Annotated in this window: 19 protein-coding genes; 8 read left to right on the forward strand and 11 right to left on the reverse strand. The window is 67.2% G+C overall.

From position 1 onward, the window contains the following. The first annotated feature begins 5 nt into the window (after window positions 1–5). From ATO4_RS11715 to ATO4_RS11730, 4 genes are all read left to right on the forward strand, one after another. Window positions 6–1,307 (forward strand): cytochrome b N-terminal domain-containing protein, encoded by a 1,302-nt coding sequence (locus tag ATO4_RS11715; protein ID WP_083591696.1) that lies wholly within the window; start codon window positions 6–8, stop codon window positions 1,305–1,307. 26 nt (window positions 1,308–1,333) lie between these two features. After that, window positions 1,334–2,269, forward strand: coding sequence for a cytochrome c1 (locus tag ATO4_RS11720; RefSeq protein ID WP_083591697.1), 936 nt, complete (start codon window positions 1,334–1,336; stop codon window positions 2,267–2,269). A 230-nt stretch (window positions 2,270–2,499) separates the two neighbouring features. After that, window positions 2,500–2,820: an antibiotic biosynthesis monooxygenase gene (locus tag ATO4_RS11725; RefSeq protein ID WP_083591698.1), complete on the forward strand. Its 321-nt coding sequence runs from the start codon at window positions 2,500–2,502 to the stop codon at window positions 2,818–2,820. A 7-nt stretch (window positions 2,821–2,827) separates the two neighbouring features. Further along, a complete protein-coding gene (locus ATO4_RS11730) occupies window positions 2,828–3,385 on the forward strand; it encodes an adenine phosphoribosyltransferase (protein ID WP_083591699.1) in 558 nt (185 codons plus the stop codon). A gap of 213 nt (window positions 3,386–3,598) precedes the next feature. On the opposite strand, the gene ATO4_RS27715 is transcribed toward ATO4_RS11730, so the two are convergent. The 4 genes from ATO4_RS27715 to minC all read right to left on the reverse strand — a co-directional run bounded on the left by ATO4_RS27715 (window position 3,599) and on the right by minC (window position 5,702). Continuing rightward, window positions 3,599–3,748 carry a hypothetical protein gene (locus ATO4_RS27715; RefSeq protein ID WP_176222958.1) on the reverse strand — a complete coding sequence of 50 codons (150 nt, stop codon included), beginning with the start codon at window positions 3,746–3,748 and terminating at the stop codon, window positions 3,599–3,601. A 73-nt stretch (window positions 3,749–3,821) separates the two neighbouring features. Further along, window positions 3,822–4,085 (reverse strand): cell division topological specificity factor MinE, encoded by a 264-nt coding sequence (gene minE / locus ATO4_RS11735; protein ID WP_083591700.1) that lies wholly within the window; start codon window positions 4,083–4,085, stop codon window positions 3,822–3,824. Continuing rightward, window positions 4,082–4,897 carry a septum site-determining protein MinD gene (gene minD / locus ATO4_RS11740; protein ID WP_083591701.1) on the reverse strand — a complete coding sequence of 272 codons (816 nt, stop codon included), beginning with the start codon at window positions 4,895–4,897 and terminating at the stop codon, window positions 4,082–4,084. The genes minE and minD overlap by 4 nt, the downstream gene beginning before the upstream one ends. A gap of 34 nt (window positions 4,898–4,931) precedes the next feature. Continuing rightward, window positions 4,932–5,702 carry a septum site-determining protein MinC gene (gene minC, locus ATO4_RS11745; RefSeq protein ID WP_083591702.1) on the reverse strand — a complete coding sequence of 257 codons (771 nt, stop codon included), beginning with the start codon at window positions 5,700–5,702 and terminating at the stop codon, window positions 4,932–4,934. 282 nt (window positions 5,703–5,984) lie between these two features. Here minC and ATO4_RS11750 point away from each other — a divergent pair, with 282 nt between their 5' ends. Both ATO4_RS11750 and ATO4_RS11755 read left to right on the forward strand, forming a co-directional pair. Continuing rightward, window positions 5,985–6,902, forward strand: a complete 918-nt coding sequence (locus tag ATO4_RS11750) for an aminotransferase class IV (protein ID WP_083591703.1) — start codon at window positions 5,985–5,987, stop codon at window positions 6,900–6,902. Window positions 6,903–7,314: 412 nt separating this feature from the next. Continuing rightward, window positions 7,315–10,629, forward strand: coding sequence for an ELWxxDGT repeat protein (locus ATO4_RS11755; protein WP_176222959.1), 3,315 nt, complete (start codon window positions 7,315–7,317; stop codon window positions 10,627–10,629). A gap of 177 nt (window positions 10,630–10,806) precedes the next feature. Here the strand turns inward: ATO4_RS11755 and ATO4_RS11760 are convergent, their stop codons facing one another. The 5 genes from ATO4_RS11760 to ATO4_RS11785 all read right to left on the reverse strand — a co-directional run bounded on the left by ATO4_RS11760 (window position 10,807) and on the right by ATO4_RS11785 (window position 15,561). Beyond that, a complete protein-coding gene (locus tag ATO4_RS11760; RefSeq protein ID WP_245308707.1) occupies window positions 10,807–10,983 on the reverse strand; it encodes a hypothetical protein in 177 nt (58 codons plus the stop codon). A 312-nt stretch (window positions 10,984–11,295) separates the two neighbouring features. Beyond that, on the reverse strand, window positions 11,296–11,844 hold the full coding sequence (fae, locus tag ATO4_RS11765) for a formaldehyde-activating enzyme (RefSeq protein ID WP_083591705.1): 549 nt from the start codon (window positions 11,842–11,844) through the stop codon (window positions 11,296–11,298). Between the two features lie 83 nt (window positions 11,845–11,927). Next, a complete protein-coding gene (locus ATO4_RS11770) occupies window positions 11,928–12,548 on the reverse strand; it encodes a 2,3-bisphosphoglycerate-dependent phosphoglycerate mutase (protein ID WP_083591706.1) in 621 nt (206 codons plus the stop codon). A gap of 75 nt (window positions 12,549–12,623) precedes the next feature. Further along, window positions 12,624–13,433: a 4-hydroxy-tetrahydrodipicolinate reductase gene (dapB, locus tag ATO4_RS11775; RefSeq protein ID WP_083591707.1), complete on the reverse strand. Its 810-nt coding sequence runs from the start codon at window positions 13,431–13,433 to the stop codon at window positions 12,624–12,626. Between the two features lie 301 nt (window positions 13,434–13,734). Next, a complete protein-coding gene (locus ATO4_RS11785; RefSeq protein ID WP_139802401.1) occupies window positions 13,735–15,561 on the reverse strand; it encodes an ABC transporter ATP-binding protein in 1,827 nt (608 codons plus the stop codon). 306 nt (window positions 15,562–15,867) lie between these two features. Here ATO4_RS11785 and ATO4_RS11790 point away from each other — a divergent pair, with 306 nt between their 5' ends. Continuing rightward, window positions 15,868–16,446, forward strand: coding sequence for a GNAT family N-acetyltransferase (locus ATO4_RS11790; protein ID WP_245308708.1), 579 nt, complete (start codon window positions 15,868–15,870; stop codon window positions 16,444–16,446). A gap of 19 nt (window positions 16,447–16,465) precedes the next feature. On the opposite strand, the gene ATO4_RS11795 is transcribed toward ATO4_RS11790, so the two are convergent. Next, window positions 16,466–17,635 carry a YihY/virulence factor BrkB family protein gene (locus ATO4_RS11795; protein WP_083591710.1) on the reverse strand — a complete coding sequence of 390 codons (1,170 nt, stop codon included), beginning with the start codon at window positions 17,633–17,635 and terminating at the stop codon, window positions 16,466–16,468. A gap of 127 nt (window positions 17,636–17,762) precedes the next feature. Then, window positions 17,763–18,152, reverse strand: a complete 390-nt coding sequence (locus tag ATO4_RS11800; protein ID WP_210191064.1) for a DUF2794 domain-containing protein — start codon at window positions 18,150–18,152, stop codon at window positions 17,763–17,765. 572 nt (window positions 18,153–18,724) lie between these two features. Here ATO4_RS11800 and ATO4_RS11805 point away from each other — a divergent pair. Continuing rightward, complete coding sequence (locus tag ATO4_RS11805; protein ID WP_083591711.1) at window positions 18,725–19,933, forward strand: prolyl oligopeptidase family serine peptidase; 1,209 nt, start codon at window positions 18,725–18,727, stop codon at window positions 19,931–19,933. Window positions 19,934–20,033 lie beyond the last annotated feature (100 nt).

Raw genomic sequence — 20,033 nt, forward strand, 5'->3', positions numbered from 1 at the left:
GCAAAATGAGTGGTCATTCTTCCTACGTACCCTCCAAGGGCTTCATGCAATGGCTGGACGCGCGGCTTCCGCTGCCCCGGCTGGCATATGATGCCTTCGTCGTCTATCCGGTGCCGCGCAACCTGAATTACGCCTATACCTTCGGCGGAATCCTGGCGCTGTTCCTCGGCGTGCAGATTCTGACCGGCGTCGTGCTGGCCATGCACTACGCGGCCAACTCGGCGATCGCCTTCGATTCGGTCGAGAAGATCATGCGCGACGTCAACTGGGGCTGGATGCTGCGCTACATGCATGCCAACGGCGCCTCGTTCTTCTTCATCGCCGTCTATCTCCACATCTTCCGTGGCCTCTATTACGGCTCCTACAAGGCGCCGCGCGAGGTGCTGTGGATCCTCGGCGTGATCATCTTCCTTCTGATGATGGCGACGGCGTTCATGGGCTACGTCTTGCCCTGGGGCCAGATGTCCTTCTGGGGCGCGACGGTCATCACCGGCTTCTTCACCGCCTTTCCGCTGATCGGCGATCCGATCCAGCAGCTTCTGCTCGGCGGTTTCGCGGTCGACAACGCGACGTTGAACCGGTTCTTCTCGCTGCACTATCTCCTGCCGTTCATGATTGCCGGCGTGGTCATCCTGCATGTCTGGGCGCTGCATGTGACCGGCCAGACCAACCCGACGGGCGTCGAGGTGAAGTCGTCGAAGGACACCGTGCCCTTCACGCCGCACGCGACGATCAAGGACGGCTTCGCCATGGTCGTCTTCCTGGCGATCTTCGCCTACATGCTGTTCTACATGCCGAACTATCTCGGCCATCCGGACAACTACATCGAGGCGAACCCGCTGAAGACGCCGGCGCACATCGTTCCGGAATGGTACTTCCTGCCGTTCTACGCGATGCTGCGGGCGATCACCTTCAACATCGGGCCGATCGATTCCAAGCTCGGCGGCGTCCTCGTGATGTTCGGCTCGATCATCGTCCTGTTCTTCCTGCCGTGGCTCGACACCTCGCGGATCCGCTCGACCGCCTACCGGCCGATGTACAAGATCTTCTTCTGGATCTTCGTGGCGAACGCCATCATGCTCGGCTGGCTCGGCTCCAAACCTGCGGAAGCGCCTTACACCTGGCTTTCGCTGGTCGGCACGATCTACTATTTCGGCCACTTCCTGATCGTTATGCCGGTGCTCGGTCTCGTCGAGACACCGAAGCGGTTGCCGGGCTCCATCACCGAGGCGGTCCTCGCCAAGTCGGGCGGGGGCGGCGGCGGAAGGCCGGCCGGGGCGGCCGCCGCACCGGACACCAAGGGCTGACCGAAAGAGCGTTGGGGGAACGATCCATGAAGAAACTCCTGCCAGCTCTGCTGGCCGCGGGCCTCGCCTTTGCTCCGATCGGGCTGGCTTTCGCCCAGGACGGCCAGGGACCGACGGAGAACACGGCTGCCGAAGAGGCCGCCGTCGGCACCGATGCCAGCGTCGAGGCGGCCGAGGAAGGCCATGCCGAGACGCCGCATTATCCGCTGCGCCATCCCGAGCAGATGAACTGGTCCTTCGCCGGACCGTTCGGCCACTGGGACGTCGGCCAGCTGCAGCGCGGCCTGAAGGTCTATAAGGAAGTCTGCGCGGCCTGCCACGGCATGCGCCTCGTCGCCTTCCGCAACCTCGCGGATCTCGGCTACAACGAGGACCAGGTGAAGGCGTTCGCGGCCGAATACACGGTCCAGGACGGCCCGAACGGCGATGGCGAGATGTTCGAGCGTCCGGGCATCCCGTCGGACTATTTCCCGTCGCCCTACCCGAACAGCGCGGCGGCCGCCGCCGCCAACAACGGCGCGGCGCCGCCGGACTTTTCCCTCCTCGCCAAGGCGCGGGCGGTGGAGCGTGGCTTCCCGACCTTCGTCTTCGACCTGTTCAGCCAGTATCAGGAGGCCGGGCCGGACTACATCCACGCTCTCCTGACCGGCTATGACGAGCAGCCGTCGCCGCAGATCGAGGAATCGCTGCAGCCGGGGACCTACTACAATCCCTACTTCATCTCTGGGCCGGCCCTCGCCATGCCGCCGCCGATCAGCGACGACCAGGTGGAGTATGCCGACGGGGCGCCGCAGACGGTCGATCAGTATTCCCGCGACGTCTCCGCCTTCATGATGTGGGCCGCCGAGCCGCATCTCGTCGAGCGCAAGGCGACGGGCTTCGTGGTGATGCTCTTCCTCGTCGTCTTCGCCGGACTGCTCTTCGTCGTGAAGCGCCGGGTCTGGGCTGGCACGCCGCACTGACGGCGGAACAGGATCGGCCGGACCGAAGCGATGGAAAGGGGAGAGCGCCGCAGCGCTCTCCCCTTTTCTCGTTCGGGCGGGCCTTTTCTCGTTCGGGCGGGCGGCTCGCGACGGCGTTCCACACCCATCCCTCGCAGGGCGCGCTTGCATTCGGCCGGGCGACGGCGGAAAACCCCCTGATGCTCCGGCCCCCTTCGGCCGGCGGCCGTTTCGTGAGAGAGGATCGCCCCATGTTTATCGCGATGAACCGCTTCAAGGTCCTGCCCGGCGCCGAGGAGGAGTTCGAGACGATGTGGCTGAACCGGGATTCCAAGCTGAGAGAGGTCCCCGGCTTCGTCGAGTTTCACATGCTGAAGGGGCCGGAGGGCGAGGGGCATCGCCTCTATTCGTCCCACACGGTGTGGGAGAGCGAGGAGGCCTTCGTCGCCTGGACCCGCTCGGAGGCGTTCCGCGCGGCCCATGGCAGCGCCGGCGGCACGCGGCCGCTCTATGACGGCCATCCCAACTTCGAGGGTTTCGAGGTGATCCAGACGATCGCCAGGGACGCCTGAGGCCGGCATGACCACCAGCGCGCCCCCCGTGGCCGGAAACCGGTTCGCCGACGCCATCCGGAGCATTCCGGACTATCCCAAGCCCGGCATCATGTTCCGGGACATCACGACGCTGCTCGCCAGCCCGGTGTCCTTCCGGGAGGCCGTCGACGCGATGGTGGCGCCCTACAAGGACGCGGGCGTCGCCCTCGTCGCCGGCATCGAGGCGCGGGGCTTCATCCTCGGCGGGGCCATGTCGCATCAGCTCGCCGCCGGCTTCGTGCCGATCCGCAAGAAGGGCAAGCTGCCCCACGAGACGATCCGCGTCGCCTACAGCCTCGAATACGGCGTCGACGAGATGGAGGTGCACCGCGACGCGGTGGCGCCGGGGACTCGCGTTCTCCTCACTGACGACCTGATCGCGACGGGCGGCACCGCCGAGGGCGCCGTGAAGCTCCTGCGCGAACTCGGCGCCGAGATCGTCGGCGCCTGCTTCGTCATCGACCTGCCGGAACTCGGCGGCCGCAAGCGCCTTGAGGCCATGGGCGTCTCGGTGCAGACCCTCGTCGCCTTCGACGGTCACTGACGGACCGACCGGCCCATCGCCGCGTCCCGCAAAACCGTCGTGGCGACGGCGCGCCGGAGAACGGAAGCCCCGAGCGTTTCGCAGCCGCCGCCCCGGATCGCGGCGGGACGGCGCTCTGCAAACGAAAAGAAGGGCGCCCGCCGCTTCATGCGGGGGACGCCCTCGATCATCTCGCGGGGAGCCTGGCGATCCGCCGGCTCCGGGGTTCATCCGTCAGCGCGCGGCGGCTTCCTCGCAGGCCTGGACGTGCTTGGCCAGCGCCTCGTTCGGCAGGAAGCCGGCGATCGACTTGATGTCGCGCTTTTCGAACTTCGGCATCTTCTGCAGTTCCTGCAGTCGCGTGATCAGCTGTGCTCGGCTCATCGACTTCTCCTTGTCTGTGCCGTCACCGGTCAGGGCATCATGCCTTCGGGGCGGCTTTGCGGCGGACGTTCTCTCAGGCCGCTCGCATGCTTGCGGTCACGGGGATCTCGATGTCGACTTCGAGGGTCGAGACGTGCTCGCCCCGCTCCATCGTGACGTTCACCTTGTCGGCGTCGAGCTGGATGTGCTTGGCGATGACGGCGAGGATTTCCTCCCTGAGGAGGCCGACGAGATCGGAGTGACCCACCGTGGCCCGTTCATGGGCCAGGAGGACCTGCAGGCGCTCGCGCGCCATCGGCGCGGAGCTGCGCCTGTTCAGGAAGCTGAAGAGGCTCATGCAGCCCTCCGTCCGAACAGCTTGTTCATGAAGCCGCGGCGCTCGCCGGGAATGGTCATCGGTACCTGCTCGCCGGCGAGGCGGCGGGCCGCATCACGATAGGCGAGGGCGGGGGCGCAGTTGACGTCGTTGAGGGTGACCGGCGCGCCGAGGTTCGAGGCGCGCAGGACATCCATGGACTCGGGGATGATGCCGAGCAGCGGGATCGACAGGATCTCGAGCACGTCCTCGACCTTCAGCATGTCGCCACGCTCGGCACGGTTCGAATCGTAGCGGGTCAGGAGCAGGTGCTTCTCCATCCGCTCGCCGTTTTCGGCCTTCTTGGTCTTGGCGTCGAGGAGGCCGATGATGCGGTCGGAATCGCGCACCGAGGAGACTTCCGGATTGGTCACGACGACGGCCGTGTCGGCATGGCGCATGGCGAGCGTCGCGCCGCGCTCGATGCCGGCCGGCGAATCGCAGATGATCCAGTCGAAGCTCTTGCGCAACTCGTCGATCACCCGCTCGACGCCCTCGGCGGTCAGGTTGTCCTTGTCGCGGGTCTGGGAGGCCGGCAGGAGAAACAGCGTCTCCAGCCGCTTGTCGCGGATCAGCGCCTGGGTGAGCTTGGCATCGCCCTGCACGACGTTGATCAGATCGTAGACCACCCGGCGCTCGGCGCCCATGACGAGGTCGAGGTTGCGCAGGCCGACGTCGAAATCGACGACCACGGTCTTCTCGCCCCTCTGCGCGAGCGCCGCGCCGAGAGCGGCCGTCGACGTGGTCTTGCCGACGCCGCCCTTGCCCGATGTCACCACGATCACTTTCGCCATGTCATTCTCCTGCTATTGCCCGGCCGATCATGGCTCAGGCCAGCCTTTCAGCCTTGATGGTGTCGCCTTCGAGCCAGACCACGACGGGCTGGCCGAGATGTTTGGGGTCCATGTCGTCGGGCATCTTGTAGAGCCCGTCGATCGCCAGAAGCTCGGCTTCCAGCTTGCGGCAGAAGATCCGCGCCGAGGCATTGCCGACCGAGCCGGCCAGCGCCCGGCCGCGCAGCGTGCCGTAGATGTGGATGGAGCCGCCGGCGACGATTTCGGCTCCCGAAGCGACCGAGCCGAGGATGGTGACGTCGCCTTCGGGAAAGATGATCGACTGGCCGGAGCGCACCGGCTCGGTGATGACGATCGAGGAGGCCGCGCGCTGCGCATGCATCTCGATGGCCGGCTCGGCGTGCTTTGCCGGCTGGCTCGCCGGGCTGTCCGCCGCCGTGGCGGCCGGTGCCGGGGCGGCCTCGGGCTCGATGTCGCCGGCCGGGCGGCCGCCCTTCATCAGCGGCGGCATGTTGGGGCCGATCACCGAGCCGCGCACGCCCTCGATGCCCATCACGCGCACGCCGCGCTCGCCGAGTTCGCCGAGAAGCTCCTTCAGGTCGGCCTGCGTGATGTCGAGGCCGTCGAGATCGAGGACGATCGGCCGGCCGAGGAAGAAGCCGGTCGAGCGCGCGGCGAGATCGTCGAGGCGTTCCAGCCAGTTGGAGAACGGCAGCTCGGGCGACAGCACCAGCGCCAGGAAGGAGCGTCCCTTCAGGCGGATCGGGCGGGTGTCGGTCAGCGTCTTGGCAGCGGTCTTGGTCATCTCGGGCAGTCGCGGTCCAGCGGATGGGTTGCGGGTCGGGTGAGCCGGTTAACGAGAATTAACCACCGGAGTTTGCGCCGGGCTGACTCGCGCGCCGAGGTGGCCGTCGTCGGGGAGGAGGGCCACGGAGACTGGCCAGCGAAGCCGGCCCGGGAGGCGGAAACGGCGGCCGTGCCGGCGCCCGGAACCCACCATGCCTTCGTGGCGACAGGAGGGCTTTGCGCGGCGGCGGCTTTCCTGCCAGATCGTGGCAGACGCGCCAACTATCCGAAGGACCACCCCATGGCATCCCCCTCTAGCGCCCAATCCTATGACGGCGACCCGAAGAACGACGACGCGCTGGTCTATCTCAACGGCGAGTTCGTCCACCGCGACAAGGCCTCCGTCTCGGTCTTCGACGCCGGCTTCGTCCTCGGCGACGGCATCTGGGAAGGGCTGCGGCTGGTCAATGGCAAGCTCTTGTCGCTGGATCTTCATCTCGACCGCCTGTTCGAGGGGGCGAAGGCGATCAGCCTGGATATCGGCATGAGCCGGCAGGCGATCACCGAGGCGATCCTCAAGACTTGCGAGATCAACGGCTTTGCCACCGACACCCATATCCGGATGATGATCTCGCGGGGCAGGAAGACGACGCCCAACCAGGACCCGCGCTTCATGGCCTCCGGGGCGACGGTGGTCATCGTCGCCGAGATCAAGCGCCCGCGGGCGAGCTTCGCCGACACCGGCCTGACGCTCTTCACCTCGACCTTCCGCTGCTCGACGCCGGATGTCTTCGACCTCCACCTCAATTCCCACAGCCGGCTGAACCTCATCCAGGCGCTGATCCAGGCGATCGCGGCGGGCGCCGACGAAGCCCTGATGCTGGACCATCGCGGTTTCGTCGCGAGCTGCAACTCGACCAACTTCTTCATCGTCAGGAAGGGTGAACTCTGGACCTCGCCGGGGCTCACCAGCTTCAACGGCATCACCCGGGGTCATGTCAGCCGGCTCTACGGCGAGACGATCGGCCCTTCCTTCGAGAAGGACTTCACCCTCGCGCAGGCCTATTCGGCCGACGAGGCCTTCGTCACCGGAACCCTCGGCGGCATCACGCCGGTGACGAAGATCGACGGCCATGTCATCGGCGACGGCAGGCCAGGCCCGCTCACCCGGCAGGCCGCCAGGACCTATTGGGACTACGTCGCCGAGGTCTCGGCGTGAAGCGACGCCGCCTCGCCCCGGGCGGCGCCTCGTCGCCGACCGGTCGCCAGGGGGCGAGCCGTTCGGCACCGTCACTCGTCATTTGAACCGACAAGACCCTGTCCCTTGACGCGTGTCCCGTGCCGGATGCGATGACGATGGCAATTCTTCCGTCTTCCGGTGCTGCCCAAGCAATGCCGTTGCTGCCGATAAACTAAGCCGAGAAATCATTTTTTTACGAAGCGACGTTTAGGCAGGTGGGGCGATGCCGGGACAATCCGAATCAGGCCGGTTCCGCCAAGCTTGAAGCCCGCAACCTTGCCGGGTGGGGCCGGGCGAGATCCATCCGTTCATCCCTTGCCTCGCGATGACACCCGGCCGCCGATCCCCTCCGCGGCCGTCCCACCAGATGTCTATCGAGCGAGATGAACCCATGGCTACAGACAACGCGCCGACCACGATCGATTTCGGTAACAGGAGCGATGCCGTCTTCTTCGAGGCGGACGACGGCACCCATGGCACCGAGCTCTGGGTGACTGACGGCACCGAGGCCGGCACGCATCTCGTCAGGGACATAGCGGAGGGATCCGTTTCGGGACGCGGCGCCCGATCGGCGGCATTCGGTGAAAGCGGCGTCGTGTTCATTGCTGACGACGGCTCGGGATCCGGCTTCGAGTTGTGGTTAAGCGACGGGACGGAAGCCGGCACCCGCCTCGTCAAGGAACTCACCGTCGATTTGAACTCGGGGATTCCGAACTACCTGACGAGCATGCCGGACGGCCGCGTCATCTTCCAAACCTCCGATACCGATCACGGCTATGAGCTTTGGGTGACGGACGGGACCGAGGCGGGCACGGTGCTCGTGAAGGATATCTACACGGGCACGAGTGGTTCATCGCCGTACGGCTTCGTGGCGCTCGGCGATGGTCGCATGGTCTTCCGGGCAAGTGACGGAACGAATGGCTCCGAGCTTTGGGTGACGGATGGCACCGAGGCAGGGACGGTGCTCCTGAAGGACATCCGATCAGGCTCGGGCAGTTCATCGCCGATCGAGCTCACAGCGCTCGCCGATGGCCGCCTCGTCTTCCGGGCAAATGACGGCACGAATGGCGCCGAGGTTTGGGTGACGGATGGCACCGCGACGGGCACGGTTCTCCTGAAGGACATCGCTGCAGGCTCGAGCAGTTCGACGCCGTCTGGCTTCACGGCGCTCGGCGATGGCCGTCTCGTCTTCCAAAGCTACGACTCCGCGAACGGCTACGAGCTTTGGGTGACGGACGGCACCGAGGCGGGCACGGTTCTCGTGAAGGACATCAGATCAGGCTCGGGCAGTTCATCTCCGTATGGCTTTGAGCCGCTTGCCGATGGCCGTCTGGTCTTTTCGGCGAATGATGGCACCAATGGCTCGGAGCTTTGGGTGACGGACGGCACCGAGGCGGGCACGGTTCTCCTGAAGGATATCTACACAGGCTATAACGGTTCAGCACCGTCCGGCTTCACGGCGCTCGGCAATGGCCGTCTCGTCTTTCTGGCGAATGACGGCACGAACGGCACAGAGCTCTGGGTGACGGATGGCACCGAGGCCGGCACGGTGCTTCTGAAGGATATCTACTCAGGCTCGAGCGCTTCGTCGCTGAACAATTTCACGACCCTCGGTGATGGCCGAATGATCTTTTCGGCGAACGACGGAACGCACGGCGTAGAACTCTGGGTGACGGACGGCACCGCGGCCGGCACGGTCCTGCTCGACGACATCTACAGCGGCGCCAGCAATTCTTCTCTCGATTTCTTCACCTCCGCCGTGCTCTCCTCCGAACCGGTCTTCGTCGAAGATGCCGGTGCCGTGACGCTGCTGCCGCAGGCAGTGCTCTCGGACGCCGACAGCGCGACGCTGCAATCCGTCACGCTGACATTGTCGGCGGCGCCGGACGGTGCGGCGGAAAGCCTTGCCGCAAGCGGCCTGCCGGCCGGGATCACCGCCGGCGCCTACGATCCCGACAGCCGCAGCATCACCCTGTCGGGAAGTGCCAGCGTCGCCGACTACCAGGCGGCCCTGCGCCTCGTCACCTATCTGAACGGCTCGCAGAACCCGGACGAAACCGATCGCACGGTGACGGTGACGGTCACCGACGACGGCGGCCAGACCTCGACCGACAGCTTCGGGCTCGGCGTCACAGCCACCGACGACGCGGGCGTCGCCGTCGACGATGCCTTCACCACCGACGAGGCGACCGCCATCGGCTCCGGACTCAGCCTCTTCGACGCCAATGGCGGCTCCGCCGACGAGGACGTCGATTCCGTGCTGGCGATCGGCGCGGTGAACGGCAGCGGCGCCAATGTCGGGCAGGCGATCACGCTCGCCTCCGGCGCCCTCCTCACCGTCAATGCCGACGGCACCTTCGCCTACGATCCGAACGGCGCCTTCGACAGCCTCGCCGCCGAGGGATCGGGCGCGGCCAATATCAGCGCCACCGACAGCTTTACCTACACCCTCGTCGGCGGCGGCACGGCCACCGTCACCCTCACCATCGACGGTCTCGACACCAACGACACGCTGGAAGGCACCGCAGGCGGCGACGCCTTCGTCGGCGGCCCGGGCTACGACACCGTCAGCTACGCCACTTCCTCGGCCGGCGTGACGATCGACCTCGCGGCGGGCACGGCCAGCGGCGGCGACGCCGAGGGCGACAGCTTCACCTCGATCGAGTTCCTCATCGGCTCGAGCCATGCCGACACCCTGAGCGGCACCGACGGGACGAACAATTTCGACGCCGGCGCCGGGTTGGACATCGTCGTGGCCCGCGGCGGCGACGACGTCGTCACCGGCTCGATCGACGCCGCGAACGACACCTATGACGGCGGCGATGGCGTCGATCTCCTCGACTATTCGGCCGTCACCGACGCGGTCACCGTCGATCTCGATGCAGGCCTGGCGTCGAGCAGCAGCATCGGCAACGACACGCTGGTCTCGTTCGAGCGGCTTCTCACCGGGTCGGGCAACGACGTCATCACCGGGTCGGCGACGACGACCCTGATCGGCTCGGGGCTCGGCGACGACACCATCACCGGCAGCGACGGCGACACCACCATCTATGCCGGCGGCGGCGACGACACGGTCAATGCCGGGGCGGGTAGCGACACCATCTTCGGCGGCCATGGCGCCGACACGCTGAATGGCGATGCCGGCGACGATCTCATCTCCGCCGGACCCGGCCTGTTCTGGGACACGCTCGACGGCGGCGAGGGCTTCGACACCCTGGACATGTCGGATGCCACCGTCGCCGTGAAGGTCAACCTCGCGGCCGGCTACAGCCTGGGGCTCGGCGTCGATACGCTCTCGAACTTCGAGCGGGTGGTGTCCGGCTCGGGTAACGACGTCATTATCGCAAGCACCGGCAGCGAGACGCTCGAGGGCGGTGCCGGCAACGACACGATCCTCGGCGGGGCCGGCTTCGACACCCTCGTCGGCGGCGCCGGGGACGACGTGCTGACCGGCGGCTTCAACGCCGACACCTTCGTCTTCGCCGACGGATTCGGCACCGACACGATCACCGACTTCGCGGCCACCAACGACTTCGAGCGGATCGATCTGTCGGCGGTCACGGCGATCGTCGACTTCGCCGACCTTGCGGCGAACCACATGATGCAGTCGGGCGCCGACGTCGTCATCGCCGACGGCACCGGGGCCACGATCACCCTCCTCAACGTCACTCTCGCCGATCTCGGGACGGCCGACTTCATCTTCTGACCCACCGATCCTGCCGAACGATGCGCCCCGTCGCCGGACCCCGGCGGCGGGGCGCCGTCGTTTCGGCTGGACGGGTCCGTGCCTGCCACGCCCGGGAGCAAGGGCGCATGTCGTCGGGCGAGGCGCAGGGCGCAGGGCAGCGAAGCCGGCGCTCGCCAATCCATGCGCCGCGCAAGATCACTTGCGCCGTCTGGTCGGGGCGTGGAAGTCCGGCGGCTTGTCGGCGATCCAGCGCAGGAACGGCGCAAGCTCGGCTCGCCCGGCGAGGGCTTCGCCGTCGCCGGCCATGCGGCCGAGTTCATGATTGGTGAAGGTGGCGTGCAGGGTCCGGTGGCAGATCGGGTGGACCGGCACCGTCTCTCTGCCGCCGCGGCTCTTCGGCAGGGGATGGTGCCATTCGACCCGGTGCCCGAGCCGGCGGCCGCAGAGCCAGCAGGTCGCGGCGTCGGGGGAGGGCGCCCTGTCGCCGGATCCGGGGCGCGGTTCGGAACCGTGACCGGAAGGGAGCTGCGAGGCCGGCCCTCGCTTGCGTCGTCGTGTCATGGCCGGCGAAGATGGGGCGGCGCGCGCCTCGCGTCACCCGCGATGCTTCGCCTCATCCGCCGCGTTCGCCGCAAGGGCGGCCCGGGCGCCTCGGCCCGAACGCGCCTTTGCGTGCTCGATGGCTCAGATTTTGCCGTCGAGGCCCATCTGGTAGTATTTGTGGACGATCTGGTCCTGGTTCTCGAGCAGCCAGTCGATCGACGGCTCGTTGCGCATGGCCTTGGCGATGGCCTTTTTCATCCCCTCGCGGTGGATGTCGAAGAGCACCTTGTGGTCGAGATTCTCGACGTCGACGATGGTCGGGGCGAGCCAGACCGAGCAGATGATGCCGAGATCGTTGACCTGGTCCTTCGGCAGGATGCCCTCGCGCACCGCGTCGAGGACGCCGTTGGCGATGGCGAACTGCACCGTGCCCATCAGGATGTTGGTGTAGCGCGGATCCTCGACCGTCACCTTGGAGACGCAGAGCGTCGCCGGGCGGACCATGATGTCGGTGTTGAGCAGCGCGAAGACGCGGCTGTGGCCCTTCACCTGGTCGCCGGTGAGGGTCGCCAGCGCGGTGCCGACGGGGCCGTCCAGCGCGCCGATGACGACTTCCGGCTCGGCCGCCGTTCCCGGAGGGCCGCCGACGACCAGCGCCTCGCCGGTCCGCATGATGATCTTTTCGCTCATGAGAAGTCACTCCTTGTCCCACCGTCAACGGGGGTATCAGACAGAGGCGGAGGCCTCAAATATCCAGGGCGCGCAGGTCGCCGTCAGTCCTTGAGGACCCGCTTTTCCGCCACCGTCGTATCCGCGTTCAGCCGGTAGACGATCGGCACGCCCGTCGCGATCTCCTCGCCGACGATCTGGTCGGGCGTCAGCCCGTCCAGCGCCATGACGAGGGAGCGCAGCGAATTGCCGTGGGCGGCGACGACGACGGTGCCGCCGGCCATCACCTTCGGCAGGATGTCGTGGATGAAATAGGGCCAGACCCGCGCCCCGGTGTCCTTCAGGCTCTCGCCGCCCGGAGGGGGCGTGTCGTAGGAGCGGCGCCAGATATGCACCTGTTCCTCGCCCCATTTCTCCCGCGCATCGTCCTTGTTGAGGCCGGAGAGGTCGCCATAGTCGCGCTCGTTGAGGGCGACGTCGCGGGTGATCGCAAGGCCGGTCTGGCCGAGCTCCTCCAGCATCAGCTCGAGGGTGCGCTGGGCTCTTGAAAGCTCGCTGGTGAAGGCGGTGTCGAAGGTAAAACCCTCGGCCTTCAGCTTGCGCCCGGCCGACTTGGCCTCTTCGACGCCCTTCTCGGTCAGGTCGGGGTCCTTCCAGCCGGTGAAGAGGTTCTTCAGGTTCCACTCGCTCTGGCCGTGGCGGACGAGGACGAGACTACGCGACATTTCAGGCTGCCTTTCCAAGGAATTCGTCAGGAGGGGGTTGTAGCGCGGCCGGGCCGGAAAGTCGCGGGGGTCGGTTCAGCCGGAAAGGCCGAGAACGTCGCGCATGGAATAGAGGCCCGCGGGCTTCTCCTTCGCCCAGAGCGCCGCCTTGATGGCGCCTCTGGCAAAGATCGTCCGGTCGCCGGCGGCGTGGGAGAGCTCGATCCGTTCGCCTTCGCCGGCGAGGATCACCGAATGCTCGCCCACCACCGAGCCGCCGCGCAGCGTCGCGAAGCCGATCGTGCCCGCTTCGCGCGGTCCGGTGATGCCGTCGCGCACCCGCACGGAATGGTCGGCGAGGGCGACGCCCCGGCCCGTCGCTGCCGCTTCACCCAGCAGGAGCGCGGCGCCCGACGGCGCGTCGACCTTGTGCTTGTGGTGCATCTCCAGCACCTCGATGTCGAAGGCGTCGGGGCCGAGCGCTCTCGCCGCCTGCTCGACGAGGACGGCGAGGAGATTGACGCCGAGGCTCATGTTGCCGGACTTGACGATGGTCGCGCCGGCCTCGGCCGCCGCGCGGATCGCCGCATCCGCATCCGCCTCGAAGCCGGTGGTGCCGATGACGTGGACGAGGCCCTTTCCGGCGGCCCGCCTGGCGATGTCGACGGATACCGCCGGGGCGGTGAAGTCGACGATCCCCTCGGCGCCGTCCAGCGCCGCGTCGATGTCGCCCGTGACCGCGACGCCGAGTTCGCCGATCCCGGCGAGCAGCCCGGCATCGCTGCCGAGCGCCGGCGAGCCGCCCCGCTCCAGCGCAGCATGCAGCGAGGCGCCCTCGCTCTCGGATATCACCTTGACGAGCGTGCGGCCCATCCGGCCGGCGGCTCCCAGAACGACGAGCTTCATGGGGGTGGCTCCCTTTCAGGCGGCGGGGCGCGGGTCATGGCGATCGGCCACGAAACACCGCACCGCCGTCATCCTCGGGCTTGTCCCGAGGATCGACTGCACTGTCAGCGATGAAATCCGTGCCGGATCGCCGCTCGTCGAGGCTCGGGAGTCTCCGGCCACGGCAAGGGACCCTCGGGACAAGCCCGAGGATGACGACCCGTCGGGTTTCTGACGCTCAAATCTTCGACCGCCTGAATACTCCATTCGCAAACGCCGTCAAAGCATCGATGTCTCGGCAAGAATGCCGGAAATCACCTCATCACTTGGCAGCGGCGAGATCGGCCGATCGCCGGTTGCCGCCGGCCTGCAGGCCGTAGAAGCGCGCATAGAGCCCGCCCTCCCGGTCGACGAGGTCCTGGTGGGAGCCGCGCTCGGCGATCTGGCCGCTGTCGACGACGAGGATCTGGTCGGCATTGGTGATGGTCGACAGCCGGTGGGCGACGACCAGCACCGTGCGATCCTTCATCGCCGCGTCGAGCGCCGCCTGGACCAGCGTCTCCGAGCGCGTGTCGAGCGCCGAGGTCGCCTCGTCGAGGAGGAGGATCGGCGCGTTGCGCACGAGGGCGCGGGCGATCGACAGGCGCTGGCGCTGGCCCCCCGACAGCGTCATGCCGTTCTCGCCGACGGGCGTGTCGTAGCCCTGCGGCGCGGCGAGGATGAACTCCTCGGCCTGGGCCTGCCGGGCTGCGTCCTCGATCTCGGCGTCGGTGGCGTCCGGCCGCCCCAGCCGGATGTTCTCGCGGATGGTGCCCTCGAAGAGATACGGCGCCTGGGGGACATAGGCGATCTTCGAGCGCAGCGACCGCTTGGTGACCTCGCGGATGTCCTCGCCGTCGACGGTGATCGAGCCCTCGTGGACGTCGTAGAAGCGCTGGAGCAGAGCGACGATGGTCGACTTGCCGCCGCCCGACGCGCCGATCAGCGCCGTGGTCTTGCCGGCGGGCGCCACGAAGGACAATTCGCGCAGCACCTTCTCGCCCGGATAATAGCCGAAGGTGACGGCGTTGAAGGCGATCTCGCCGCGCTCGACCTTCAGCTCGCGGGCGTTCGGCGCGTCCGCCTGGCGCGGCTTCATGTCGAGAATCTCGTAGATCATCGAGGCGTTGACCAGGGCCCGCTCCAGCTGCACCTGCAGCTTGGCGAGGCGCCGCGCCGGATCGTAGGCGAGCAGCAGCGCGGTGATGAAGGCGAACATCGAGCCGGGCGAATAGCCGTAGACCACCGCCCGGTAGCCGGAATAGCCGATGACGCCGGCGATCGCGAGGCCGGCGATCATCTCGGTGACGGGGCTCGTGCGCTCGGTGATGCCGGCGATCCTGTTGGAGCGCTCCTCCGCCTTCAGGATCAGCCGCTCGATGCGCTCGCGCAGCGGCGCCTCCATGGTGAAGGCCTTGACCACGGTGATGCCCTGCGCCGCCTCCTGCATGGAGGCGAGCACCCGGGCATTGATGTCGATCGCCTGGCGGGTGGCGGCCCTCAGCTTCCTGGCGAGCTTGCCGATCATCAGGACGATGGGCGGGCCGGCGAGCAGCGCGATGCCCGACAGCACCGGATCCTGCCAGATCATCACGAAGACGAGGAAGACGAGGGTGAGGGCGTCGCGGGCGAGCGAGGTGATCGTCAGGTTCAGCGTGTCGCGGATGCCGGAGACGTTCTGGTTGATCCGGGCGGCGAGATGGGCCGAGCGGTTCTCGGCGAAGAAGTCCACCGACAGCTCGGTGATGTGGGCGAACAGCCGCCGCTGGTAGCGGGCGACGATGTTGTTGCCGATGCGCGCCAGGATCACCGCCTGGCCGTAATTGGCGAGGCCGCGAATGGCGAAGGTGAGGAAGACGATGGCCGGCAGCGTGTAGATCGCCGCGCGGTTCTGCTGCACGAAGATCTTGTCGATCACGTCGCGCATGATCCAGGCGAGAAAGGCGGTGCAGGCCGCGGCGGCGACCAGGCAGACGATGGCGAGCGCGTATTGGCGCACGAAGAGGTGGCCGTTCTCGCGCAGGATCCGCCGGATCAGCCCGATCACCAGCCCGCGCTTTTCCGGGGCGGTGATGGAGAGCGTCTTCTTTTTCGTCGCCGTCTTGGTCAATCTCTCGTCCGGTCGCCGGTGGCGGATTGGTGCGCCTTCGCTTGCGCAAGGGCTGTGACGGCTTATGCCCAACCATGCCGGCCCCGCAATGGGCGAAGGGGCGAAATGCGCCTGCGGCAGGGCCAGAACACAGCCGCGCCGTTGCAGGTTTGCACTGGTCGCCGGGAATTTCGTGTTGCGCCGGTCGCGATCGCCCGCGCCCCAAATGGACGCCGGATCGGCGGTTCGGTAGGTTGCGTCGGGCAGCGGACCGACGCGCAGGGCCCCTGCCGGCGTCGTCTGCCGACTGGAAGGAAAGGGTGTGCCGTGTCCGGCGCTTACATATTGCGTCCCGCCGAGCGGGACGATCTGCCGTCGATCACCGCGATCTACGTGGAAGAAGTCCGCACCGGCACGGCGACCTACGAGCTGACCCCGCCGGACGAAGCGGAGATGGGGCGGCGCTTCGACGCGCTCGCGGAAAGGCACTTTCCCTATCTCGTCGCGCAGGATCACGATGGCGCGGTCCTCGGCTATGCCTATGCCGGCACGTTCCGGGCTCGCCCCGCCTACAACTGGTTCGTCGAGAACTCGATCTATCTGGCGCCGCAGGCCCGCGGCAGGGGCGTCGGAACGGCGCTCCTGACGCGGCTCATCGAGGAATGCGAGCGGCTCGGCTTCCGGCAGATGCTGGCGGTGATCGGCGGCGCGGACAATCACGGCTCGATCCGCCTGCATGCCAGGCTCGGCTTCCAGATGATCGGCACCATGCCGGCGACGGGCCTGAAGTTCGGCCGCTGGATCGACACGGTGCTGATGCAGCGCCCGCTCGGGGAGGGGGCCGGCACCATTCCCGACAAGAGCGCCTATCCGGGCGACTTCGCGGCCCCTCCCGTGCCGCGCTGAGCCGTCGCGAGAAATCCCGTCAGCCGCGGCGGCCGCTGCGCGAAAGGCCGGCGATGGCGACGAGGGCGATGACGGCGGGAATGCCTGCCGCGAGCCACTGGTCGCGCTGCGCCCGTTGCCTGCGGCGCCGGCCGGCGTCGCCGTAGAGCGCGTCGATTTCCCGCTTCAGCGACGGGTCCTTCTCGACGAAGACCCGGTCCCCGGCGACCACCGCGTCGGCGACCTGGTCGGCCATGGTCGCGCCGCGCTCGCCCAGCGGCGCTTCCGCTCCGGTGGTGGTGTCGCGGGCGGTCTGATGCTCCATCTCGGAGTTCAATTCGCCACCGACGATGAGGATGATCATCGTCAGCCACATCCAGGTCATCATGCCGATCAGCGCGCCGAGGGAGCCGTAGGTGGCGTCGTAGGAGCCGAAATTCGCCGTGTACCAGGAGAACAGCAGCGACACGATCGCGATCACCACGACGGCGAGAACGGCGCCGGGGGTGATCCAGCGCCACCTGGCGTCGGCGCGGCAGGGCCCCCAGCGATAGAGCGCCGAAATGCCGAGGGAGACGAGGACGAGCATCGCAAGAAAGCTCGCCGCCGTGATCGCCCACTCGGTGCCCTCGCCGAGGCCGACGAGGCCCAGCACCAGCGGCAGGACGACAGTGAGGGCGACCATCGACAGGGCCGCGGCGAGGAGGCAGAGGGTGAAGGCGAAGGAGACCAGCGTCAGCTTGACGAAGGAGCGTTCCTCCTTCTGCTCGTAGGCGACGTTCATCGCCTCGAACAGCGCCTTGACCCCCGCATTGGCGCTCCAGAGCGAGATGGCGAGGGAGACGGCCAGCGACAGCCCGAGCGTGCCGCTCGCCGCGCTCGCCAGTCGCTGCAGCTGTTCGTCGACGATCTGGACGGCGCCGGCGGGCAACAGCGCCGACAGCGTCCCGACATGTTCCCGCACCGTCGCGGGATCGGCGACGAGGCCGTAGAGCGAGACGATCGCCGCCATGGTCGGAACCATGGCGAGCAGCAGGTAGTAGGTGACGCCGGCCGCCACCAGCAGCACCCGGTCGTCCGAGATTTCCGAGTAGACGCGCGACAGGATGTGCTTCCAGCCGGAGGCCGGGATGGCGGCGGGGCCTTCTGCCTCCAGTCCGAGCTCGGCGGCGCGGGGGTGGCTGGAAGTCTTCGCGGTCGGCTGCGCCATCGTGTCGTCCTGGTCCGTTGCTCAGCCGGGACATGTACCGCGCCCGCGGGCCGGCACAGCTGCGGCACTCCGCCGGATTTGCTTGGGCGGGCAACGATCGGCGCGAGCGGCCTTGCGGCCTGGCCGATCAGCCGTTGTCGGCGGCGCGCAGGTTGCGCTCGAACACCTTCAGGACGGTGGCGAGTTCGTGGCCGCGCTTCAAAACGAGGCCGCCGGCGGCGACCACCTGGTAGGCGCCCTGGCGGCGGGCGAGCTTGGGATCCTTGACGATGCGGTAGAGCGGCATCTCGCTGGTCCGCCGGAACACCGAGAAGACGGCGCGGTCCTTCAGCATGTCGATGGCATAGTCCCGCCACTCGCCGCTGGCGACCATCTGGCCGTAGACCCTGAGGATCGCCGAAAGCTCCCGCCTGTCGAAGGAGACGATGGCGGCGCGCTGGTTGGCGCCCGGAAATGCGACGAGATCGGCAGAGCCGCCACTCGCCGAGTTCGCGCCATTCAGAAGAGATTGCGTCAAGACTGCCCCTGTCCCTCCGGATCGCGAGCCGGCCGTCGCGGCGACCGACCATGACGATATGGTGACACGAAACGCCCTGTCGAGCAAAAACCCGTGGAGCCGCGGAGAGATCGGGCTTTGTGCCGGCGGAGCCGGATTCCTGCCTCTCCGGTCCGACCACGATCACCCGGCGAACCTGCGGGCCGCGCATCTTACGCGGGAGGGGGCCGTCTTTACGCGGGAGGGGCTATCTTGCGCCGGAGGGGAAGGGCCATCGCCGCCGGCGATGCGGGCAAGGAATGGGACGCCGCCCGCGCCGGCGCAACAATCGCGCATGCGAAGACGCCCACCGTCCCTGATCGAGCCCGCTGATCGAGCCCGCCGGCCTCTCCGGACGACCGACGCAGCCGCAGCGATCCTGTCCGTTCGACGCGCTGGCCGCCCCCCCACGACAGATCGTCCCGGATGCCATCCGACCGAAGGGCAGCCGCTTCCGCCACTTATCTTTAATGAGAATCTGCCAGAATTGCGTCGGACCGGTCGCATGAACATGACTTCAGTCGAACAACGCACTTCCGCAGTGAGGAATTGGAATGATACCATTTTTGCGCGCAGCCTTCCTGGCTCTGCTCTATCTTCTTGGACTGTCGCCTGCGCTCGCGGCGGAGCAAGAACCGGTGCAGTTGAGCCCGGGTATCAAGTATGAATTTCTGGCGCTGTGGGACGGCGACCGACTGAACAAGATCCTGAAGACGGACACCCCGGCGTTTTCCGGGATCGACGTCGCCTACACGCCGGCGCGCAACGGAGTGCGACTGTACCGGATCACCTACGACTCGGTGATTCCGGAAATGGGCAACAAGCCGACCGTGACCTCGGGCCTGCTCGCCGTGCCGGACACGGGCGGCACGTCGTTTCCGACGGTCTCCTACCAGCACGGCACCGTCTATGGCCGCCAGGAAGTCCCGTCCTTCGCCGACCAGTCGCCCGAGACCCAGCTGATGATCGCGCAGTTCGCGGGCCAGGGCTACATGGTGATCGGCGCCGACTATTTCGGCCTCGGCATCTCGACCGAGCCTGAGGGCTACATGGTCAAGGGGAGCCATCAGCAGGCGACCTACGACCTCTTGATGGCGAGCCGGGCCGTCATGGCCGACATGAAACTGTCGAGCGACAAGCTGTTTCTCGCCGGCTGGTCCCAGGGCGGTTTCGTGACCATGGCCATGCTCGAGAAGCTCGAGGCCGTCGGCATCAAGGTCGATGCTGCGGCGACGGCGAGCGCTCCCCTCGACGTCTATGCGCTGATGGAAGGCTTCCTCGTCTTTCCGCGCAAGTTCGATGCCGTCTGGCTCAACAGCATCATGATCCTCTCGTCCTTTGCCTATGAGAACTATTACGGCGTGCCGGGCCTCGCCCGCTCGCTGTTGACGGACGAGTATTACGACATCGCCAAGAAGGCCTACGACCGGCAGCCGTTCAATCCCGCCGACATCACGAGCGACCTGCACAAGCTGATCCGGCCGGAATATTTCGATCCTCTGTATTTCGCCAATTCCGCCTTCGGCAAGCTGATCATCGGCGCGCAGTCCTATCGCTGGCTGATCAAGTCGCCGGTGCGCAACTACTACGGCGAAACCGACGAGGCGATCACCACCGGCGTCGGCCGCATGGCCATGACCTACGCCCAGTCGATGGGATCGGGGAACACCAATGTCGAAGCCGTCTCGACGGGGCCGACCACCCATCGCGGCACCTTCGCAACGGCCGTGCCGCAGTGGAAGATCTGGTTCGACAGCAAATGACCCTGGCTCTGCCGAGGACCAGGAACGGCAGAGGCACCTGAGACACTGACCAGGAAGTCACCGAGCGATATCGTCAGCTTGCAGGTCTCTCCCGTCGCGG

It is taken from the genome of Aurantimonas sp. 22II-16-19i (genome assembly GCF_002088275.1).
In the GTDB taxonomy this organism is placed as follows: domain Bacteria; phylum Pseudomonadota; class Alphaproteobacteria; order Rhizobiales; family Rhizobiaceae; genus Jiella.

Excerpts from the sequence above, each read along its gene's own strand:
- minD (WP_083591701.1), bottom strand. The coding sequence starts at position 4,897 with ATGGCGAAAGTGATCGTGGTGACATCGGGCAAGGGCGGCGTCGGCAAG.
- dapB (WP_083591707.1), bottom strand. The coding sequence starts at position 13,433 with ATGAAGCTCGTCGTTCTGGGAGCCGCCGGCCGGATGGGCCGCACGCTC.
- ATO4_RS11725 (WP_083591698.1), top strand. The coding sequence starts at position 2,500 with ATGTTTATCGCGATGAACCGCTTCAAGGTCCTGCCCGGCGCCGAGGAG.
- ATO4_RS11750 (WP_083591703.1), top strand. The coding sequence starts at position 5,985 with ATGGCATCCCCCTCTAGCGCCCAATCCTATGACGGCGACCCGAAGAAC.
- fae (WP_083591705.1), bottom strand. The coding sequence starts at position 11,844 with ATGAGCGAAAAGATCATCATGCGGACCGGCGAGGCGCTGGTCGTCGGC.
- ATO4_RS11755 (WP_176222959.1), top strand. The coding sequence starts at position 7,315 with ATGGCTACAGACAACGCGCCGACCACGATCGATTTCGGTAACAGGAGC.
- ATO4_RS11770 (WP_083591706.1), bottom strand. The coding sequence starts at position 12,548 with ATGTCGCGTAGTCTCGTCCTCGTCCGCCACGGCCAGAGCGAGTGGAAC.
- ATO4_RS11805 (WP_083591711.1), top strand. The coding sequence starts at position 18,725 with ATGATACCATTTTTGCGCGCAGCCTTCCTGGCTCTGCTCTATCTTCTT.
- ATO4_RS11795 (WP_083591710.1), bottom strand. The coding sequence starts at position 17,635 with ATGGCGCAGCCGACCGCGAAGACTTCCAGCCACCCCCGCGCCGCCGAG.
- minC (WP_083591702.1), bottom strand. The coding sequence starts at position 5,702 with ATGACCAAGACCGCTGCCAAGACGCTGACCGACACCCGCCCGATCCGC.
- minE (WP_083591700.1), bottom strand. The coding sequence starts at position 4,085 with ATGAGCCTCTTCAGCTTCCTGAACAGGCGCAGCTCCGCGCCGATGGCG.
- ATO4_RS11730 (WP_083591699.1), top strand. The coding sequence starts at position 2,828 with ATGACCACCAGCGCGCCCCCCGTGGCCGGAAACCGGTTCGCCGACGCC.
- ATO4_RS11715 (WP_083591696.1), top strand. The coding sequence starts at position 6 with ATGAGTGGTCATTCTTCCTACGTACCCTCCAAGGGCTTCATGCAATGG.
- ATO4_RS27715 (WP_176222958.1), bottom strand. The coding sequence starts at position 3,748 with ATGAGCCGAGCACAGCTGATCACGCGACTGCAGGAACTGCAGAAGATG.
- ATO4_RS11720 (WP_083591697.1), top strand. The coding sequence starts at position 1,334 with ATGAAGAAACTCCTGCCAGCTCTGCTGGCCGCGGGCCTCGCCTTTGCT.